This window comes from Candidatus Polarisedimenticolia bacterium (assembly GCA_036004685.1).
Lineage (GTDB): Bacteria > Acidobacteriota > Polarisedimenticolia > Gp22-AA2 > AA152 > DASYRE01.
The window spans coordinates 1-16,536 of record DASYRE010000058.1 but is presented as its reverse complement, the minus strand read 5'-3'; the positions used below and the strand labels follow the sequence as shown (position 1 = coordinate 16,536).

Below are 16,536 nucleotides of genomic sequence, written 5' to 3'. Positions count from 1 at the left end.
ATAGTTTTCGAAATCTCCCCGTGGCCGGCTTGCGAGGAAGCATTCATGCTCGCCCTCGCTCCCGATTTGGAGATAGGAGCTGAGCTGCCGCGGAGTGCACATCAAGGATGAGGGTCTCAAAGGGGTGGAGGGGCGGCGTCAAGGAGGGAGATCGTTTTGCCGGTCATTCCCACAAACCACAAGGAAGCGACGGCGGAGATAGCGCTCGTCGGTAGCGGTCCTGCCGCGCTGGTGGCGGCGATCGCGCTTGCCCGCCGCGGGGTTCGGACCGCGATTTTCGAGCGAGACGCTCATCCGGAGAGGGCGCCGCGTTTCAACCCCGATCGCTCCTACACGATCGATATTTCGGGGCACGGGCTCAAAGCCCTGCGCCACATCGATGCCTGCGCCTACTTCGATGAAAGGATGATCCGATTCAAAGGCCTCAAGATCCCGGGCGGCAGGACCGAAGAGTGGAGCCTGCCCGGTTGGACCGGCTCCCGGGGGGACATCCTGCGTGCCCTGATGGCTCTGGTCGAAGACAAGTACAAGGAATGGATATCGCTGAACTTCGAGTGCCGCGTGGAGTCGGTGGACGTCCACACCGGCGCCCTGACCTTGGGTGCCCCATCGGACAGGACGACGAGGCGATTCGATTTCATCGTCGGGGGAGACGGAGCGGGATCGGTGGTGCGCAAGGCGTTGCGCGAGCAAGTTCCGGGATTCGCCGTGGAGACCAAGTCCTATTCCAATTACTGCACGATGATCGAGCTCGATCGGGTCGGGGATCGCATGGACGAGAACTATCTCCATGGATTGTCCGCTCGACCATTCTGTGTCGCGGGGGCCATCAAAGGAGATCACGGATCCGACACGCCCCGCTGGTTCTGCGCGGTCGGAACGAAGGCGAAGCAGGCCTTCTCGTCCACGGAGGAAGCCCGCCGATTTTTCCGCCTGCGCATTCCGCGCGTCCTGGAGCTGACGAGCGAGGAGAAGATTGCAGCCTTCGCGCAGCGCACCTGTTACCACATCGGCCAAACGCTGACTTGTTCCCGGCTCCATGGCGGGAAGGCGGTGTTGCTCGGAGACGCCGCCGCGGCGTTCCCGCCGATTGGGCAGGGAGTCAACGCCGCGATGGAGTCCGCGATGGCGCTGGACCTCTGCATTGGCGAAGCAGGCGGGTCGCCGGCCCAACTCCTCGAGGCCGCCGGTCTTTACGACAGACGGTGGAAACCGGAGGCGGATGCCGTCTCGTGGATGAGCGTGAGAAGCCTCTTCGAGAATCGCTTTCACATGCTCCGCGCCGCCGCCACCTCGCGCCTTGGCCTCAGCATTTTCGCCCACGCCAAGCGCGCTGACATCCCGTTCTCGGAGGTGAGACGGAGGGCGGAGAGGCTCTGGCCGCTCTGGGTGTAGAAATCCCCGCCAACGCATTCCTTCTCCCGGGAGGGGGACCGCACGTCGTGCGCGCCAATCCGCCATGAGCAAGGGACGCATGGAGGCCTTCAGCGATGGCGTCCTGGCCATCCTCATCACCATCATGGTGCTGGAGCTGAAGGTGCCGCATGCGGCCGGATTGAGCGACTTGCGCCCGCTCATCCCGGTCTTTCTCAGCTACGCAATCAGCTTCATCTTTCTGGCCATTTATTGGAACAACCACCATCACCTTCTCCAGGCCATCAAGCACGTCGACGGGCGCGTGCTCTGGGCCAACATGCACCTCCTCTTCTGGCTGTCGCTCGTTCCCTTCGTGACCGGCTGGATGGGCGAGAACGACTTCGCCGAGTGGCCGGTCGCGCTCTATGGCGTGATTCTGCTGCTCGCCGCGATCGCCTACTTCATCCTGACCCGTGCTCTCATCGCGCTTCACGGCAAGGATTCCGTCCTGGCGACCGCCGTCGGCCGCGACTTCAAGGGAAAGATCTCCCCCGTCCTCTACATGGTGGCCATCGCGCTGGCCTTCGTGAGCCCCTGGACGGCGTTCGGCCTTTACGTCCTGGTCGCGGTGATCTGGCTCGTTCCCGACAAGCGCATCGAACGGACCCTGGCGCCATGACGCGCCGGTGTTCCGGCCGGAGTCGCAACCCCTTGGCGGGTCGCGCGCCCGCACGATCGTTGCGGGCTCGCCCGTGAGAGGGAGAGGATGAAATCCCCCGTTCCCCTAAAGCGGTACCGGATCGCCTCGGGCGACCGGTTTCGCCTCGAGCGGATCGATCCTCGTGACACCGGCGGGATCCGGTCGAAGAGCGAGGCGCGGAAGCGGCTGGACCGCGGCCTCGCGCGCCTGGGCGAGCTTCAGCCGAAGCTCTTCGCGCAGGATCGCTGGGCGCTGCTCCTGATCTTCCAGGCGATGGACGCCGCCGGGAAGGACGGCACCATCCGGAACGTCATGTCGGGGATCAACCCGCAGGGTTGCCAGGTCTTCTCTTTCAAGGCCCCGTCCCGGGAGGAGCTGGACCACGATTACCTCTGGCGCGTCAACCGCTGCCTGCCCGAACGGGGGCGAATCGGCATCTTCAACCGCTCCTATTACGAGGAAGTCCTCGTGGTGCGGGTCCATCCCGAGCTGCTGGCGAGGCAGAACCTCCCCCAGCGGCTGGTCGGCAAGGAGATCTGGAAGCAGCGCTTCGAGGACATCAACGCCTACGAGCGCTACCTGGGCCGGAACGGCGTGCTGCTCCGCAAGTTCTTCCTCCATGTCTCGCCGGAGGAGCAGAAGAAGCGGTTTCTCAGCCGGCTCGACGAGCCGGAGAAGAACTGGAAGTTCCGCGCGGAGGACGTGAGGGAGCGGCGGCACTGGCGCGCTTACAGGAAGGCCTACGAGGAGATGATCCGGAGCACGGCGACGCAGCAGGCTCCCTGGCACGTCGTGCCGGCGGACCACAAGTGGTTCACGCGCCTGGTCGTCGCCGAGGTGGTCGTGGAAGCCCTCGAATCTCTCGATCTGCGATTCCCGAAGATGGACAAGCGCCAGCGCGCGGAGCTGGTCGCGGCGCACCGAGAGCTGCTGGCGGAGTAATCGCGGCGCCCGAAGCCTGAGAGTCGCTTCTTCGATGCCGGCCGCGAGGATTCCGTTCGCTTGCCGGCGAGGCGGGAAGGCTCTTCCGGCCGCGAATGACACCCGGCGGCCGGCGTGCTATCCTTCCCGGCCGCCGGATCGTCCGGCTCGTGGGGTGACTCAGCATGGGCGTCGCCCTCTTCCTGGCGCTGCTGTTGCTCGCCGCCGTCGCGGCCCAGCTGCTCCGCCGGCGCGGCATCACGGTCCTGCGCCCCGACGGCCGCCGGCAGCTTCCCGCCCCCGGCAGCTTGATCCGCTGGCTCGTCCTGGCCGCGCTGCTGCTCGTCCTCCTCCTGTCGATCCCCGCTTCGATCCGAGTCGTCCCCGTCGGACATGCCTTGGTCGTGTTCAACACCCTGTCGAAATCGTTCCGGCTCGCCCGCCAGGGAGTCACGCTCGTTCCTCCCTTCATCACGCAGAGCCAGGTCTACGATCTGCGGCGGCTGGAATACACCATGGCGGGGGCGCGAGGGGAGGGAAGGCGGTCGCAGGTCGACGACTCGCTCTGGTCCCCGACCCGGGAAGGGCTTCAGGTCGGTATCGACATCACCGTCTGGCACCACCTGCAGCCGGACCGGGTGGTGGACATCCACCAGCGGATCGGCCCCGACTACGAGGAGAAAATCATCCGCCCGGCGGTGCGGTCGGTGATCCGGCTGGTGATCTCCGAGTACGCCGTGATGGACGTCTATTCCTCCAAGCGCTCCGCCATCCAGGACGAAATCAACGCCAAGATCAAGCAGCTGGTGGAGAAGGACGGCTTCTTGATCGACGAGGTGGTCCTCCGGGACGTCCGCTTCACCGACGATTTCGCCAAAGCGATCGAGGCGAAGCAGATCGCCCAGCAGGCGGCCGAGCAGATGAAGTACGTGCTGGAAAAGGAGCAGCGGGAGGCGGAGCGCAAGGTGATCGAGGCCCAAGGAAGGGCGCGGGCGATCGAGACGGTGACCCAGGCCCTGCAACGGAATCCGAACTACATCAAGTACCTCTACGTCGACAAGCTCTCCGACAAGATCTCGGTGATCATCTCCGACCAGAACACGATCATGGATCTGAAGGGGATCCTGGAGCCGAAGGCGGGCCGCTGAGGCCTTCCGGGCGGGATTCGGTCCTGGCGCCGCCGGCCGAGCCTCTCCGTCGAGGCGAGGCTTCAGGCCGGCATGACCGGAGCGCCGCCTCGCCCCAGGCCGGCGGGTCTCATCGGGCGGCCGGCAATCGCTCGAGCCCCGGCGCCGGCGGTCCGAGCGGCACCGGCTTGAGTCCCGCCGCGTCGATGGCGTCGAGCAGGCGCGGGAGCACTTCCAGGACGACGGGGGAACCGGAGGCCGTGCGCCGGGCGGCCCGGTCGTGGAGGAGCAGGATGTCGCCGGGCGAGAGGCCGCGAAGCAGCCGGCCCAGGACCGCCTCCGACTTCCCCGTCACGGTGTCGAATCCGCGCCGCGTCCAGGCCACCAGATCGAGCCCGGCCTGCGCGAGCGCCGGCTCGAGAAGGGGGCTCCGGATGCCGGCCGGGGCCCGGAAGAGCCGCGGAGCCCGGCCCGCCGCCCCGGCGATCGCCTCCTGGCCGCGCTCGATCTCGGCGCGCAGCGCCGCCGGCGGCAGGAACCAGAAGCCAGCGGGGTGCCGGTAGGAGTGGTTCTCCACCCGATGGCCGCGCCGGACGATTTCGGCGGCAAGCTCCGGGCGCTCTTCGACTCGGCGGCCGATGCAGAAGAAGGTCGAGCGGGCCGCTCTCGCCTCGAGGAGATCGAGAATCCGGGGCGTCGTCGCCGGATCGGGGCCGTCGTCGAACGTCAGGGCGATCTCCCGCCGGGCCTCGGCGGGGCCCGGGAGGCGCACGAGAACCGGGCCCAGCCAGGCGCTGCGCGGCAGCAGGCCGGCGCCGACCACGGTCAAGTGATCGGCGGCGATCGCCCCGAGAACGCCCGGCCAGGCGCGCGGGGCGAAGATCAGCGTCCCGAGCGCCCCCGCGTGCATCCCCGCCGAAACGCGCATCAGCGCGGAGGCTCGCCAGGAGCGGGATGCGGGGCGAAGCAGCGGCGTCTCGGGCTTGGCGACGAGGGGATCCGTGCTATACTCCTTCACCTTTTCGTGGAAACGGGCGTCTGAGCCTAACGCCGCCGGACGGGCAGGGTCAAGAGATGCCGGAAAGTCCGACGATTCGCTCGAAGATCAAGTCCCTCCTGGTAAGCGCCCTCCGTCTGGATGGGCTCGCTCCTTCCGACATCGCCGACGACTCCCCGCTCTTCGGAGAAGGCCTCGGGCTCGACTCCGTCGACGCCCTCGAGCTGGTCGTCGCGCTCGAGAAAGAGTTCAAGATTCCGATTCAGAGCCACGAGGTCGGCCGGGAGGCGTTCGCGTCCGTCGGCGCTCTGGCGGCCTTCATCGAGCGACGCCTCGCCGCCGCGGGGAACGCGGATGCCGCGAGTTGATCGCGCCCCTGCCCGTCCCCGCACCGTCGTCGTCTCCGGGCTCGGCGCGGTAACTCCTTTCGGCTGGAACGTCCCCTCCACCTGGAACGGCCTGCGATCCGGCAAGACTTCCATCGGTCCGTTCGATCGTTTCGACCATTCGGGCTATCGCACTCATGTCGCCGCCCAGGTCGATCTCGCCCGCGCCGCGCCGCGGCCCCGCGGCAAACCGGCGCGCATCTCCCTCGCCGATCGCTACGCCGTCTGCGCCGCCCGCGAGGCGCTGTCGCAGGCGGGGCTCGGCGGCGGCGACTGGACGCGGCGGGCCGGCGTCTATTTCGGCAGCAGCACGGGCGGGATGCTCGAGAACGAGCGCTACTTCGAGGCGCTGCTGGCCGCCGAAGGGGGCGCGCGCCGGAGACTCCCGCGGATGAGCATTCTCGCCCCGCAGCAATACAACGCCCCGGGCGACGCGGTGGCGCGCGAGATCGGAATCGGCGGCCCCGTCCAGACCGTCTCCGCCGCGTGCGCTTCGGGCGGGATGGCGATCGGCGACGCCCTCCGCGCCGTCCGCTCGGGCGAGGTCGAAACGGCGATTACGGGAGGATCCGACTCGCTTTGCCGCCTCACCTACGCCGGATTCAACGCCCTGAGGTCGGTCGACGAGCGCCCCTGCCGCCCCTTTCGCAAGGATCGCGCCGGGCTGTCGATCGGCGAGGGCGCCGGCGTGATCGTGCTCGAGCCGCTCGAGCGCGTTCTGGCGCGCGGGGCCCGGCCGCTCGCGGTGGCGGCCGGCGAGGCGGCGACCTGTGACGCCTATCACATGACCGCCCCTCATCCTCTCGGGGCCGGCGCGGCGGAGGCGATCGGCGCCGCGCTGGCCGACGCCCAGCTCGATCCCGGCGAGATCGATTTCGTCAACGCCCACGGAACGGGAACGCCGCTGAACGACCTCGCCGAATGCGAAGCGCTCGCCTCCGTGTTCGGCGAGCGGGCGCGCGAGCTTCCGGTGACTTCCACCAAGTCGCTGGTCGGGCACCTGCTGGGCTCGGCCGGAGCGGTCGAGGCGGTGGCGACGATCCTCTGCCTGGTCGCCGGGGAGGTCCACCCGATGCCCGCCGAAGGGGAGTCCGATCCGGCGATTGGCGTGCAGCTGGTCCTGGGCTCGCCGCTCAAGCTGAAGCGAGCGCGTCATGCGCTCTCCACCAGCCTCGCTTTCGGCGGTGCGAACGCCGCGCTCATCTTCTCCCGTCCCCGCCCGGAGGATCGCGATGCCGATTGAGACGGTCGTGACCGGGCTCGGGACGATCGGTCCCTATGGATTCGGGCGCGAGGCGCTGGCGAAGGCGCTGGCCGCGGGCAAGCCGGTCGCTTCGGAGGTGGATCGCGGCGGTGGCTGGCACCGCGAAGGGGGCTCCCGGCTCGCCGCGCTGATCCGCGAGCCCGACCTGTCGCGCTGGATTCCCCCGGCCGCCGCCCGGCGGATGAGCTTTCCCTCCAAGCTGGCCGTGGCTGCCGGCAAGATGGCGCTGCCGGACGCCGGGATCGAGACGGTCGCCTCCGAGGGAGGCCGCGCCGGCGTCTACCTGGCCACCGCCTTCGGTCCCGTCCACAACACCGAGAAGCTGTTGCGGCAGATCTTCCTCGAAGGGGCGGAGGCGGCCCAGCCCTTCTACTTCTCGGAATGCGTCGCGAACACCCCCGCGGCGCAGCTGGCGATCGCGGTCGGCGCGCGCGGCCCGAACGTCACGATCGTCCAGCGGGAGGCGGGGCCGCTGCTCGCGGTGGGGCGGGGCGCGCAGGCGGTGCGGGAGGGGAGAGTGGACCGGGCGCTGGCCGGGGCCGTCGAAGAGATTCCGCCGCTGCTGCACGCCCTTCTGGGACGCTTCGGGGCTCTGGCTCAGGCGGAGGAGAAGCTCGCCGAGCAGCCCCGGCCCCTCGACCGGCGCCGCAACGGTATCCTGGCGGGGGAAGGCGCGAGCCTCCTCGTCCTCGAGCGCGAGGATGCGGCGCGCGCCCGCGGCGCGAGGATCCTGGCGCGGGTGAGGTGGAGCGGCGCCGCGTTCGACGCCACCGCCGGCGTGACCGACTGGGGCACGGGACACGACGCGCTCGCCGCCGCGCTGCGGGCGGGCCTCGCGACGGCCGGCGGAGCGGCCGGGATTTCCATGATCGTCTCCGGAGCCTCGGGAGCAAAGCGCGGTGACCTTCTTGAAGCCCGCGTCCTGAAGGCGGTCTGGGGTGAGGCGCCCCTTCCGCCGGTAATGACGCCCAAGGCGGTCACCGGAGAATATGGCGGCGGGATTCTCGCCGCGGGGCTGCTCGCCCTGGAAGGGAAGGCGCTTGCGCCGTTCCCCGAGGCGCCGGAGCTCGACCCCGAAATCGGCTTCTCGCCGCATCGCGGCGCGGTGCCGGAGAAGCGGGCGCGCGTCCTGCTCACGGGGCTCGCTTCGGGCGGCGCGGCCGCCTGGCTCCTCCTGGAGAGAGCGTCCTGACGGACGGGGGAAAAGCGCCTGACGGACGCGTGGCGCGCCGCATCCACGACCCATGAAGTTGTGGATCCTATGAAGCCAGCCAGGAACAGATTGCTCCAGGCAATTTGTGGCGCCGCAATGCTGAATTTTCTGGTTTTCTGGACGGTTTGCGCGGTGATCGGCGGCACGGCCGACTGGCGATCGTCCAACGGCAACCATCACTACCTTAGTAACAAGGGGACGCTCACGGAAGTTGGTTTGCCGGCCTTCATCTATAGTGCCGTACATAGCCAGCTGACACTTCTCACCTTGCCAGTCGTTGTCGTGTGTGGGATTCGGCTTGCATTGGAAAGAGGCTACGAGGTGATTCTAGCGCGGAACGGGCCAGGGCCGAGAGCAGCGCGAGCTCAATGGATTCGGTGAACAGACGCCACAGCCGAATGGAGTGATGCGCGATGTCGACATCGAAAGTCGCTCTGGTGACGGGAGGAAGCCGAGGGATCGGCAGCGAGGTGGTCCGCGCCCTGGCCGCCGGCGGATGGAAGGTCGCGTTCACCTGGCGCGCGCGGGAAGAGGAGGCGAAGCGCCTGTGCGCCGAGCTGGACGGCGCGGCGCGGGCCTACCGCTTCGACCTGCTGGATCGCCGGCGCCCGGGCGAGCTCGTCCTGGAGGTCGAGGAGCAGGTCGGGCCGATCGCCGGTCTCGTGAACAACGCCGGCGTCCGGAAGGACGCGCTCCTGGCGGCGCTCCCCGACGAAGCCTGGGAGGAGCTGATCGACGCGAACCTCGGAGGGGTCTTCCGCTGCTGCCGGGCGGTGATCCCGCGGATGGTGAGCCGGCGGGCCGGATCGATCGTCAACGTGTCGTCCCTGACCGCGATGCGCGGCGTCGCGGGGCAGACCGCCTATGGGGCCGCCAAGGCCGGGATCCTGGGGCTGACGCGCTCCCTCGCCCGCGAGGTCGGCTCGCGCGGCATCCGGGTCAACGCCGTGATCCCCGGTTTCGTCCCGACCGAGATGGTCGCGGACGCCACGCCCGAGAAGGTCGCCGCCCTGCGAGCCACCGAAGCGCTGCCGGCCGGCGTGACCGCCGTCTCGGTGGCGGCGTCGGTGGTGTTCCTCCTCTCCGAGGGCGCCGCCTCCGTCACCGGCCAGACGCTGGTCGTCGACGCGGGCTCCTCGGCCTGAGCGCCGCGAGGGATTCGATGCTCCCTGCCGCCTTCCGAGCCGGACGCGACGAGCGCCTCGAGCGGCTGCTCCCCGCCGAGCTGCTTCCCCTGTTCGACGATCGTTTCATCGGGTCGTGCGTTCTCTTCGAAGAATACGTCGGGCGGCTCGCGGTCCGGATCGCGGGCGAGCTGGGGCTCGAGCCGGCCGCGCGCGAGCCGGGGACGGCCGCGGAGATCGCGGCGCGCGCCGGACTCGACCCGGCCGCCGCTCCCGTGCCCGTCGAATGGCTGCTCGCCACGCTGGCTGCCCGGGGGATCGCCGCGCGCGAGGTTGGAGGGCGCTATCGGGTCGCGGCGATTCCGGCCGATCCCGATCTCCGCGAGATCCTCGACGCCCAACAAAAGCACGACCCGTCGTCGCTGGCGTCGTACCGGATGGCCGATCTCGCGGCCGGACACTACCCGGCGGTGCTCCACGGCGAGGTGAGCGGCGAGGAGGCGCTGTTCGCGCCCGATCGGATCGGGGCCTGGTTCGAGTACTTCTCCAACGACAACCCAATCTACGCGATCAGCAACCGTCTCGGCGCTCTGGCGGCGGAGCGGGCTCTGCCTTCCGGAGGAGAGATCCTCGAGCTCGGCGGCGGCCTCGGAAGCGGGGCGGAGGCGATTCTGGAGCGCTTCGCCCAGACCGGACGGGCCGGGGGGATCCGGGCCTACCGCTTCACCGAAATCGCCCCCTCCTTCCTGCGCCGCGGCCAGAGGCGGCTTTCGGCGAGATTCGCGGCCGTCCCGCTTGCCTTCAGCCGGCTCGACATGGATCGTCCCTTCGCCGAGGCGGGCCTGCCGGCGGAGCCCTTCGCGCTGGTCACGGGGATCAACACGCTGCACGTCGCGCGCGATCTCGAATTCACGCTGGGGGAGATCCGGAGCGTCCTGAAGCCGGGGGGATCCCTGGTTCTCTCCGAGTGCATCCGCCCCTTCGCCGATCGGCCGGTCGGCATCGAGTTCCTGTTCAACCTCCTGGGGGTGTTCCGCGCCCCGCGCCTGGTCGCGCCCTGGCGCCCGAGGGGCGGGTTTCTGGCGCCGGAGAACTGGACCGCGGCCCTTCACGCCTGCGGCTTTCGCGACGCCAGGGTCTATCCCGACATCGCGCGGATCCGCGACGTCTGCCCGGCGTTCGTGGTCGCCGCGATCACGGCCGTGCGCGCGTGAGCCCGGACCCGCGGGCAGCCGTCCGGCGCCCGCTCGCCATCCCCGCCTCCGGGATCCTCTTCGAAGGACACTTCCCGGGGCGTCCGATCCTGCCGGGCGTCTGTCTTCTCGACCTTGGCCTGCGCGCCATCGATCCCGGCGTCGCCGCTCCGGCGCTCACCGAGATTCACTCGCTTCGATTCCGCCGCCTGGTCGGGCCCGGCGAGAGGCTTCAGGTGGATGCCAGCGGCGGGACGGCGATCGACAAGACGACCCGGCTGGCAGTGCGCCGTGACGCGGAAATCGTCGCCCAGGGCCTCGTCGCGCTCGGCTCGCCCTTTTCCCCGATCGCCGCGTCGATGGGCCGGGAGATTCGGCCTCTGCCTGACGTACCTCCTCTCGACGAGCTGATTCCGCACCGCGCGCCGATGCGCTTCGTGGAAGGCGTCGAAGGCGGGAGCATGGAGGAGATCGCCTGCTCGGCCAGCGTGCCGGCCGCGTGCGCGCTCGCCGGGGCAGGCTCGGCGCCGGCTCTGGCGGCGCTCGAGATGGCGGCCCAGACGGCGGCCGTGTTCGAAGCGCTTCAGCGCCGCCGAGGCGGGGGGAATGAAGGGGCTCTCCTCGGCTACCTCGTCGGAGCGCGGGACGTGCGATTCGCCCGGCCGCGGATCGAAGCGGGACGACCGCACACCGCGTTCGTCCGCCTGGCGGGACTGGCGCCCCCTTTGAGCACTTATCGTTTCGAGGTGGGAGCGGCCGGCGAGATCGTCGCCGCCGGCAGCCTCAGCACCTGGCTCACGGCCAAAGCTGTTTGAAGCAGAACCACTGGTGGGGGGCGGCGCGGATCGCCCATTCGACTTCCGCCGCCACCTGCCGCATCGCGGTGGTGAGATCGGCGGAGGCGTCGTCGGTGCGCGCCACGCGGATCGGCGGGCGGAACACGACGCGGTAGCGCCGCCGCCGCTCGCGGAAGACGAACACCGGGAGCATCGGGACTCCGGAGGTCCGCGCCAGCGCGGCGGGGCCCGGCGGCAGCGGGAACGGCTTCCCGAAGAGCGTCGCCTCGATCGCCCGCGTCCCGGCGCGCGGCCGATCGCCCTGCACCGCCACGATTTCCCCGCGCCGCAGAGCGTCCAGGAGCGCAAGCCCCTGGAGCGGGTCGCTGTTCTGGAAGTGCATCGAGTAGCGCGTCTGAGTGAATCCCGCCAGGACGTCCTGGATGAAGGCCTGCGCCTTCGGGTCGGCCTCCGGCTCGCGGACCAGGTGGACCGGACGGCTCCCCACCTCCGCCGGCAGCATCGAGCCGACCTCGTAGTTTCCCAGGTGCGCCGTGACGAACAGGATGCCGGCGCCGGGCCCCGACACCTCCATCAGGTGGGCGGCGTTTTCCATCTCCAGGTGGAACGGCCGCTGCGTGCTCAGGCGCTCGTAGCGCTCCGTCAGGCACCAGCCGAAGGACAGCATCGTCCTCCAAATCCGCCGCTGCCTCTCCCACCATCCGCACGCACCGAGGACCGGCTCGAGATTCGAGGCGATCGCCGCGCGGATCCGCCGTAGGCAGAGGAAGAAGGCGACCTGGAAAAAATAGATGAAGAGGACCAGGACCGGCGGCGGGAAGGTCCGTACGACCCAGCAATGGAAGCGATACCAGAACACGCCGGTGACGTGGAAAGATCGGAGGAGCCGCCACGACCATCCGCGCTCCGGAGCGTGGGGCGGCCTCGCGAGCCGCCGCGCGGTTCCGGGCGCGGCCGGAGATCCGATCACCGCCACACCCCTTCGATCTCGAGCAGCAGGTCCTTCCGGCAGATGTCGGCCTCGAGGTAGATCGCCGGCGTGGCGGGGTCGAGGCGCTTGGCGAGCGCCTCGCGAATGGCGGGGAAATCCTCTCGCCGCCGGACGTAGGTCTTGAGCAGATCGAACCGCGCGCCGCGCACCGCGCGACCCCTGCCGCTGCGCCCCGCGGCGCAGTCCAGCAGCGCGTCGATGTTGGCGAGAGCCTCGTCGAGCTGCCCCAGGGGGTCCCCCGGATGCTTCGTCTCGTGGCCGACCACGCTCGCCGTTCCCGAGAGGAAAAAGGTCTCTCCCCACCCGGCGGGAGCGAGCGTTCCGCGCGCGAAGGAGGGGCTCTTCGGACCGTACTCGGGCGGGTACCGGTAGGCGCAGGTCTGCCGGGGATTCTCCAGGTGAATTCCCGGCTCGCGGCCGGCGGCGAAACAGACGACCAGGTCCTCCCCCGGAGTGCCGACCGCGGTCGACGCCGAGAACTCGGTTTCCACCGAGCAGCCGTAGCGCTCCTCGAAGCTGCGCGCCCGGCCGACGTTGAAGCGCTTGTAGCATTCGACGCCCCGCTGATCCTGATTGATCCGCGGCAGGTAGTTCCAGACGCGCAGGAGGTTTCGGTAGCCGCGCTCGTCGAGCAGGGCGAAGACCTCGCGGTAGGCCGCGAACGTGTCCTCGTCCGTCCTCTCGCCGGCCCGGCGCCGCGAGCAGCCGAACAGGGCGCGGCCGTCCTCCGCCCAGGTCAGCCCGTTCGCGCGGTGGCACGTGGCCGGTCGCGGTGTGATCCAGATCTCGGCTCGGGGAGCGCCGCACAGGACCCGGTTCGGCACTTCGGCGAGGGGAGCCTCGGCGTCGAGCCGCGCCAGGGGGCCGCCGTAGCGTTTGGCCATCAGGACGCGGCCGCGCCGGCGCGCCAGCTCGGCCTCCAGGCGCTCGGCCTCCACGACCAGGAGCTCGACGCGGGGCTCGCGGGATCCGACCGGGAGTTCCAGCGAAACCAAGGTCCGGTTCCTCCAGATCGCCGCCGCTCGCCGGCGAGGCGACGCTCAGCTTGCCGCCAGGTACTCGCTGAAGATGCCCAGCTCCACGTGCCGCTCGGCGCTCGAGAAGCCCGCTTCCCGAAGCGCCGCGAGGATGACCGGCGGCGCGACGCAAGTCTCGATGGTGTCCCAGTAGTACTTCATCAGCTCCTGCGATCCCCGCCCGCCGCCCACCAGCAGGGCGATCATCGGGACCACCCGTCCGAGGCAGAGGCGCACCAGGCCGAGCCGGAAGCGGGAGCGGGGCGGCGTGATTTCCAGGATCAGGATTTTTCCCCCGGGCTTCAGCACGCGCCGGAACTCTTGAAACGTGGCGCGCAGGTCGGCGACGTGGCGCAGCGCGTAGCCCATGTCGAGGAAGTCGAACTGCCCGCTCGCCACCGGAAGCAGCTCGGCGTCGCCCTGGGCGAGGTGGCGCACGCCGCCTCGCCGCGCCTGCCGGAGCATGCCGGCGCTGAGATCGAGGCCGACCACGAGACCCTCCTCTCCGACGATCCGTTGGGCGTGCGAGGAGAGGATGCCCGTCCCGCAGGCGACGTCCAGGACTTTCATGCCGCGCGCCAGGCCGGCGCGCGCCAGCGCCCGCTTCCGGTAGCGATGCCCCGAGCCGAGGCTCATCGCCTGCGTGATGAAGTTGTAGTGCGCCGCGGCCTGGTCGAACCACCGGCTGACGCGCTTCCGCCGCTCCTCTTCGCTCGCGTAGTATCGCTTCAGAGGCGGGTGAGGATGCAGCGGATCGGGCCCATCCCCTGGCGAACTTCCGGAAGGCAGCGTCGACGAGACATGCATGGTCACGGCGAACACTACCATACCTTCCGGGGGGAAGTCCGGGAATTGACCCCGGGTTCGGCCGTGTTATCCTCCGGGAGTCGTGCCGCCGGAAAGGACTCTGTTCCCGCCCCAAAGAGGGTGCTTGGACTGATGCCGCGGCCGGCGGGGCCGCCGGCGGTAGGTGGCTGCAGTCTGGAAGGCGGGGGCAATTTGCCTCGATTCTCGAGGCGCTGGCGCCCGAGAGCCAGATTTCGCGAGCCGGCCGGCCTGGGCACACCCTCTCGGCGCCGACAGGAGGAACGATGGAGATCGACGGCCGTTCGGCCAAGTGGATGAAACCCGAGATGCCCGCCCGTTTCCACCCTCTCTTCCTCGCGAGTCTCGCCTTGGCTTTCTGCCTCCTGATCCCCGCCTGCCGCAAGGAGGCGACTCCCGCGAAGGCCGCCGCCGCGAAGCCCGATGCGGCCGAGGTGGAGGCGATCGCGAAGCTCCGGGAGAGCTTCCTCAAGGCGCACAACGAGGGGAACATCGACCGGCTCATGGAGCTTTTCACCGAGGACGCCGTCCTCATCCCGGCCGAAGAGGCGACCTGCGAGGGGAAGGAAGAGATCGCCGCCTACTTCAACGACATCCTGGAGGAAAACCCTTCGACGCTCGAGTTCGACGTGCAGGAGGACCGAATCCTCTCCGACTGGGCCTTCGAGCGGATCGACGTGACGCTCGTCACGACCGATCCCGTGACGCGGGAGGAGATCGAGGTCTGGGTGAGGTACCTCTGGATCCTGAAGCGGGAGGCGCCGGGATCGTGGAAGATCGCGCGGCTGATATTCAACACCGACGATTCGGACAGCAAGGAAGAGGGAAAAGACCTGGCGCCGAAGACGTAAGCCGCCCGTCCCTGGGGCGGGCTCCCTCTCCGGAGGGCATGGCGATGGCCAACACCGAGCCGATCGACCCTCGAGTCGACATCGGGCACGTCCACTTGAAGGTGGCCGACCTCGAGCGGGCGCTCTCCTTCTATCGCGACGTTCTGGGGTTCGAGCTGACGCAGCGCTACGGCGACTCGGCCGCTTTCGTCTCGGCCGGAGGCTATCACCACCACATCGGGATGAACGTCTGGGAGAGCCAGGGCGGCTCGCCGCCGCCGCGGCGATCGACGGGACTCTACCACGTGGCCATCCGCTATCCCGATCGGCGATCCCTGGCCGACGCCCTGCGGCGCCTGCTCGCCGCCGGCGTTCCGCTCGAAGGCGCCAGCGACCATGGCGTCAGCGAGGCGCTCTATCTGCGCGATCCCGACGGCAACGGGCTGGAGCTGTACCGGGATCGGCCGCGCGACGAATGGCCGCGCGGCGCCGGCGGAGCCGTGAACATGAAGACCGACCCGCTCGATCTGGAATCGCTTCTGGCGGAGCTCGACACGCCCCCCTGAACCCGCACCCAGGATCAAGAGGAGGAACGATGACCCCGGAACGAAACGCCCTAAGGAACATGCTTGGATCGATCGGCAGGACTCCTCTGATCCGCCTCGAGCGCCTCCCGGCGCGCGACGGGGCCGAGATCTACGTGAAGTGGGAGGGCGCGAACCCGACCGGTAGCATGAAGGATCGGATGGCGCTGTCGATGGTGGAAGGGGCGGAGCGCCGCGGGGAGCTCGAGCCCGGCAGCCGGGTCATCGATTACACCGGCGGCAGCACCGGAAGCTCGCTGGCGATGGTGTGCGCGGCGAAAGGCTACCGGGCGCTCTTCGCCTCCTCGGACGCCTTCGCGGAGGAGAAGCTGCAGACGATGCGGGCCTTCGGGGCGGAGCTGCTCATCGTCAAGAGCGAGAACCGGAGAATCACCCCGGAGCTCATCCAGACTCTGATTGGGCGTGTCCGGGAGCTCGCCGCCGAGCCGCAGACCTTCTGGACCGATCAGTTCAACAACACCGACAATCGCGCCGCCTACCACGCGATGGCCGACGAGATCCTGGAAGCGCTCGGAGGGAAAGTCGACGCGTTTGTGATGGGCGTCGGGACGGGAGGCTGCTTCTCCGGGAACGCCGAGAGGCTCAAGGAGCGCCTCCCCGCGATCCGCTGCGCCGCCACCGAGCCGGCCACGTCACGGGCGCTCTCGGGAGAAGGAAAGCCCGGTGGGCATCGCCAGGAAGGCATCGGCCCCGGCTTCGTCCCGAAGATCTGCCGGCTCGATCTGGCCGACGAGATCATCGCGGTCACCGACGACGACGCCCAGGCGACCGCGCGGCGCCTGGCGAAAGAAGAAGGGATCTTCGGCGGGATCACGAGCGGTGCCAACGTCTGGGCTGCCCAGCGCCTCGCGAAGCAGCTCGGCCCCGGCAAGCGCGTCGTCACCGTGATCGTCGACTCGGGCCTGAAATACCTCCAGGGCGATCTGTATCGATAGAGCGGCGACTCGGGCGGATCCTTTCCGAGTCACCGAGCAGCGCCAAGGTGGCGCTCTAACTTTTCGAGCACACTGATGCCTGAAGCTTTTTAGCAGCCTCCCCGTGGGTCGCCTTTGAAAACGAGGCGGCTCAGTCTTTCAGGAAATACTGGACGGTGGTGACGACGCGGATCTTCTTGAACTCGGGGGAGAAGGGGTCGCGGTCCTCGATGTTGAAGTAGCCCTGCTGGGCGTTGCGGATGGCGCCGACGCGGCT

The 16,536-nt window shown here is 69.2% G+C and carries 17 protein-coding genes; 13 read left to right on the top strand and 4 right to left on the bottom strand.

The features are described from left to right. Positions 1-156: 156 nt before the first annotated feature. The 4 genes from VGR67_15840 (at position 157) to VGR67_15825 (ending at position 4,125) form a co-directional block, all read left to right on the top strand. On the top strand, positions 157-1,395 hold the full coding sequence (locus VGR67_15840) for an NAD(P)/FAD-dependent oxidoreductase (GenBank protein ID HEV8337884.1): 1,239 nt from the start codon (positions 157-159) through the stop codon (positions 1,393-1,395). Positions 1,396-1,459: 64 nt separating this feature from the next. After that, positions 1,460-2,035 carry a TMEM175 family protein gene (locus tag VGR67_15835; GenBank protein ID HEV8337883.1) on the top strand — a complete coding sequence of 192 codons (576 nt, stop codon included), beginning with the start codon at positions 1,460-1,462 and terminating at the stop codon, positions 2,033-2,035. An 87-nt stretch (positions 2,036-2,122) separates the two neighbouring features. Then, a complete protein-coding gene (locus VGR67_15830) occupies positions 2,123-2,998 on the top strand; it encodes a polyphosphate kinase 2 family protein (GenBank protein HEV8337882.1) in 876 nt (291 codons plus the stop codon). A gap of 164 nt (positions 2,999-3,162) precedes the next feature. Continuing rightward, the gene (locus VGR67_15825; protein ID HEV8337881.1) at positions 3,163-4,125 is read left to right on the top strand and encodes a prohibitin family protein; all 963 of its coding nucleotides are present in this window, start codon (positions 3,163-3,165) and stop codon (positions 4,123-4,125) included. A 109-nt stretch (positions 4,126-4,234) separates the two neighbouring features. On the opposite strand, the gene VGR67_15820 is transcribed toward VGR67_15825, so the two are convergent. Then, positions 4,235-5,122: a polysaccharide deacetylase family protein gene (locus VGR67_15820; GenBank protein ID HEV8337880.1), complete on the bottom strand. Its 888-nt coding sequence runs from the start codon at positions 5,120-5,122 to the stop codon at positions 4,235-4,237. Positions 5,123-5,178: 56 nt separating this feature from the next. Between VGR67_15820 and VGR67_15815 the strand changes: the two genes are divergently transcribed. The 6 genes from VGR67_15815 (at position 5,179) to VGR67_15790 (ending at position 11,096) form a co-directional block, all read left to right on the top strand. After that, positions 5,179-5,469, top strand: a complete 291-nt coding sequence (locus tag VGR67_15815; protein ID HEV8337879.1) for a phosphopantetheine-binding protein — start codon at positions 5,179-5,181, stop codon at positions 5,467-5,469. Beyond that, a complete protein-coding gene (locus tag VGR67_15810) occupies positions 5,456-6,730 on the top strand; it encodes a beta-ketoacyl-[acyl-carrier-protein] synthase family protein (protein HEV8337878.1) in 1,275 nt (424 codons plus the stop codon). The genes VGR67_15815 and VGR67_15810 overlap by 14 nt, the downstream gene beginning before the upstream one ends. After that, a complete protein-coding gene (locus tag VGR67_15805) occupies positions 6,720-7,943 on the top strand; it encodes a beta-ketoacyl synthase N-terminal-like domain-containing protein (GenBank protein HEV8337877.1) in 1,224 nt (407 codons plus the stop codon). Before VGR67_15810 ends, VGR67_15805 begins: the two co-directional genes overlap by 11 nt. Positions 7,944-8,377: 434 nt before the next feature. Continuing rightward, a complete protein-coding gene (locus VGR67_15800; protein HEV8337876.1) occupies positions 8,378-9,109 on the top strand; it encodes an SDR family oxidoreductase in 732 nt (243 codons plus the stop codon). Positions 9,110-9,126: 17 nt separating this feature from the next. Beyond that, positions 9,127-10,302, top strand: a complete 1,176-nt coding sequence (locus VGR67_15795) for a class I SAM-dependent methyltransferase (protein HEV8337875.1) — start codon at positions 9,127-9,129, stop codon at positions 10,300-10,302. Further along, positions 10,299-11,096: a hypothetical protein gene (locus VGR67_15790; protein ID HEV8337874.1), complete on the top strand. Its 798-nt coding sequence runs from the start codon at positions 10,299-10,301 to the stop codon at positions 11,094-11,096. The genes VGR67_15795 and VGR67_15790 overlap by 4 nt, the downstream gene beginning before the upstream one ends. On the opposite strand, the gene VGR67_15785 is transcribed toward VGR67_15790, so the two are convergent. The 3 genes from VGR67_15785 to VGR67_15775 are packed head-to-tail and all read right to left on the bottom strand — an operon-like array spanning position 11,077 to position 13,907. Continuing rightward, the gene (locus VGR67_15785; GenBank protein HEV8337873.1) at positions 11,077-12,048 is read right to left on the bottom strand and encodes a lysophospholipid acyltransferase family protein; all 972 of its coding nucleotides are present in this window, start codon (positions 12,046-12,048) and stop codon (positions 11,077-11,079) included. The genes VGR67_15790 and VGR67_15785 overlap by 20 nt on opposite strands. Then, the gene (locus VGR67_15780) at positions 12,045-13,064 is read right to left on the bottom strand and encodes a hypothetical protein (protein HEV8337872.1); all 1,020 of its coding nucleotides are present in this window, start codon (positions 13,062-13,064) and stop codon (positions 12,045-12,047) included. The genes VGR67_15785 and VGR67_15780 overlap by 4 nt, the downstream gene beginning before the upstream one ends. 45 nt (positions 13,065-13,109) lie before the next feature. Next, positions 13,110-13,907 carry a class I SAM-dependent methyltransferase gene (locus VGR67_15775; protein HEV8337871.1) on the bottom strand — a complete coding sequence of 266 codons (798 nt, stop codon included), beginning with the start codon at positions 13,905-13,907 and terminating at the stop codon, positions 13,110-13,112. A 269-nt stretch (positions 13,908-14,176) separates the two neighbouring features. Between VGR67_15775 and VGR67_15770 the strand changes: the two genes are divergently transcribed. The 3 genes from VGR67_15770 to VGR67_15760 are packed head-to-tail and all read left to right on the top strand — an operon-like array spanning position 14,177 to position 16,280. Then, on the top strand, positions 14,177-14,761 hold the full coding sequence (locus VGR67_15770; protein HEV8337870.1) for an SgcJ/EcaC family oxidoreductase: 585 nt from the start codon (positions 14,177-14,179) through the stop codon (positions 14,759-14,761). Between the two features lie 44 nt (positions 14,762-14,805). Beyond that, positions 14,806-15,306, top strand: coding sequence for a VOC family protein (locus tag VGR67_15765; protein HEV8337869.1), 501 nt, complete (start codon positions 14,806-14,808; stop codon positions 15,304-15,306). A 29-nt stretch (positions 15,307-15,335) separates the two neighbouring features. Further along, the gene (locus VGR67_15760) at positions 15,336-16,280 is read left to right on the top strand and encodes a cysteine synthase family protein (protein HEV8337868.1); all 945 of its coding nucleotides are present in this window, start codon (positions 15,336-15,338) and stop codon (positions 16,278-16,280) included. The last annotated feature ends 256 nt before the right edge of the window (positions 16,281-16,536 follow it).

Bases quoted from the DNA above. Each gene is read 5' to 3' on its own strand.
- VGR67_15835 (HEV8337883.1), top strand. From the start codon at position 1,460: ATGAGCAAGGGACGCATGGAGGCCTTCAGCGATGGCGTCCTGGCCATC.
- VGR67_15765 (HEV8337869.1), top strand. From the start codon at position 14,806: ATGGCCAACACCGAGCCGATCGACCCTCGAGTCGACATCGGGCACGTC.
- VGR67_15810 (HEV8337878.1), top strand. From the start codon at position 5,456: ATGCCGCGAGTTGATCGCGCCCCTGCCCGTCCCCGCACCGTCGTCGTC.
- VGR67_15760 (HEV8337868.1), top strand. From the start codon at position 15,336: ATGACCCCGGAACGAAACGCCCTAAGGAACATGCTTGGATCGATCGGC.
- VGR67_15800 (HEV8337876.1), top strand. From the start codon at position 8,378: ATGTCGACATCGAAAGTCGCTCTGGTGACGGGAGGAAGCCGAGGGATC.
- VGR67_15825 (HEV8337881.1), top strand. From the start codon at position 3,163: ATGGGCGTCGCCCTCTTCCTGGCGCTGCTGTTGCTCGCCGCCGTCGCG.
- VGR67_15830 (HEV8337882.1), top strand. From the start codon at position 2,123: ATGAAATCCCCCGTTCCCCTAAAGCGGTACCGGATCGCCTCGGGCGAC.
- VGR67_15815 (HEV8337879.1), top strand. From the start codon at position 5,179: ATGCCGGAAAGTCCGACGATTCGCTCGAAGATCAAGTCCCTCCTGGTA.
- VGR67_15795 (HEV8337875.1), top strand. From the start codon at position 9,127: ATGCTCCCTGCCGCCTTCCGAGCCGGACGCGACGAGCGCCTCGAGCGG.
- VGR67_15805 (HEV8337877.1), top strand. From the start codon at position 6,720: ATGCCGATTGAGACGGTCGTGACCGGGCTCGGGACGATCGGTCCCTAT.
- VGR67_15770 (HEV8337870.1), top strand. From the start codon at position 14,177: ATGGAGATCGACGGCCGTTCGGCCAAGTGGATGAAACCCGAGATGCCC.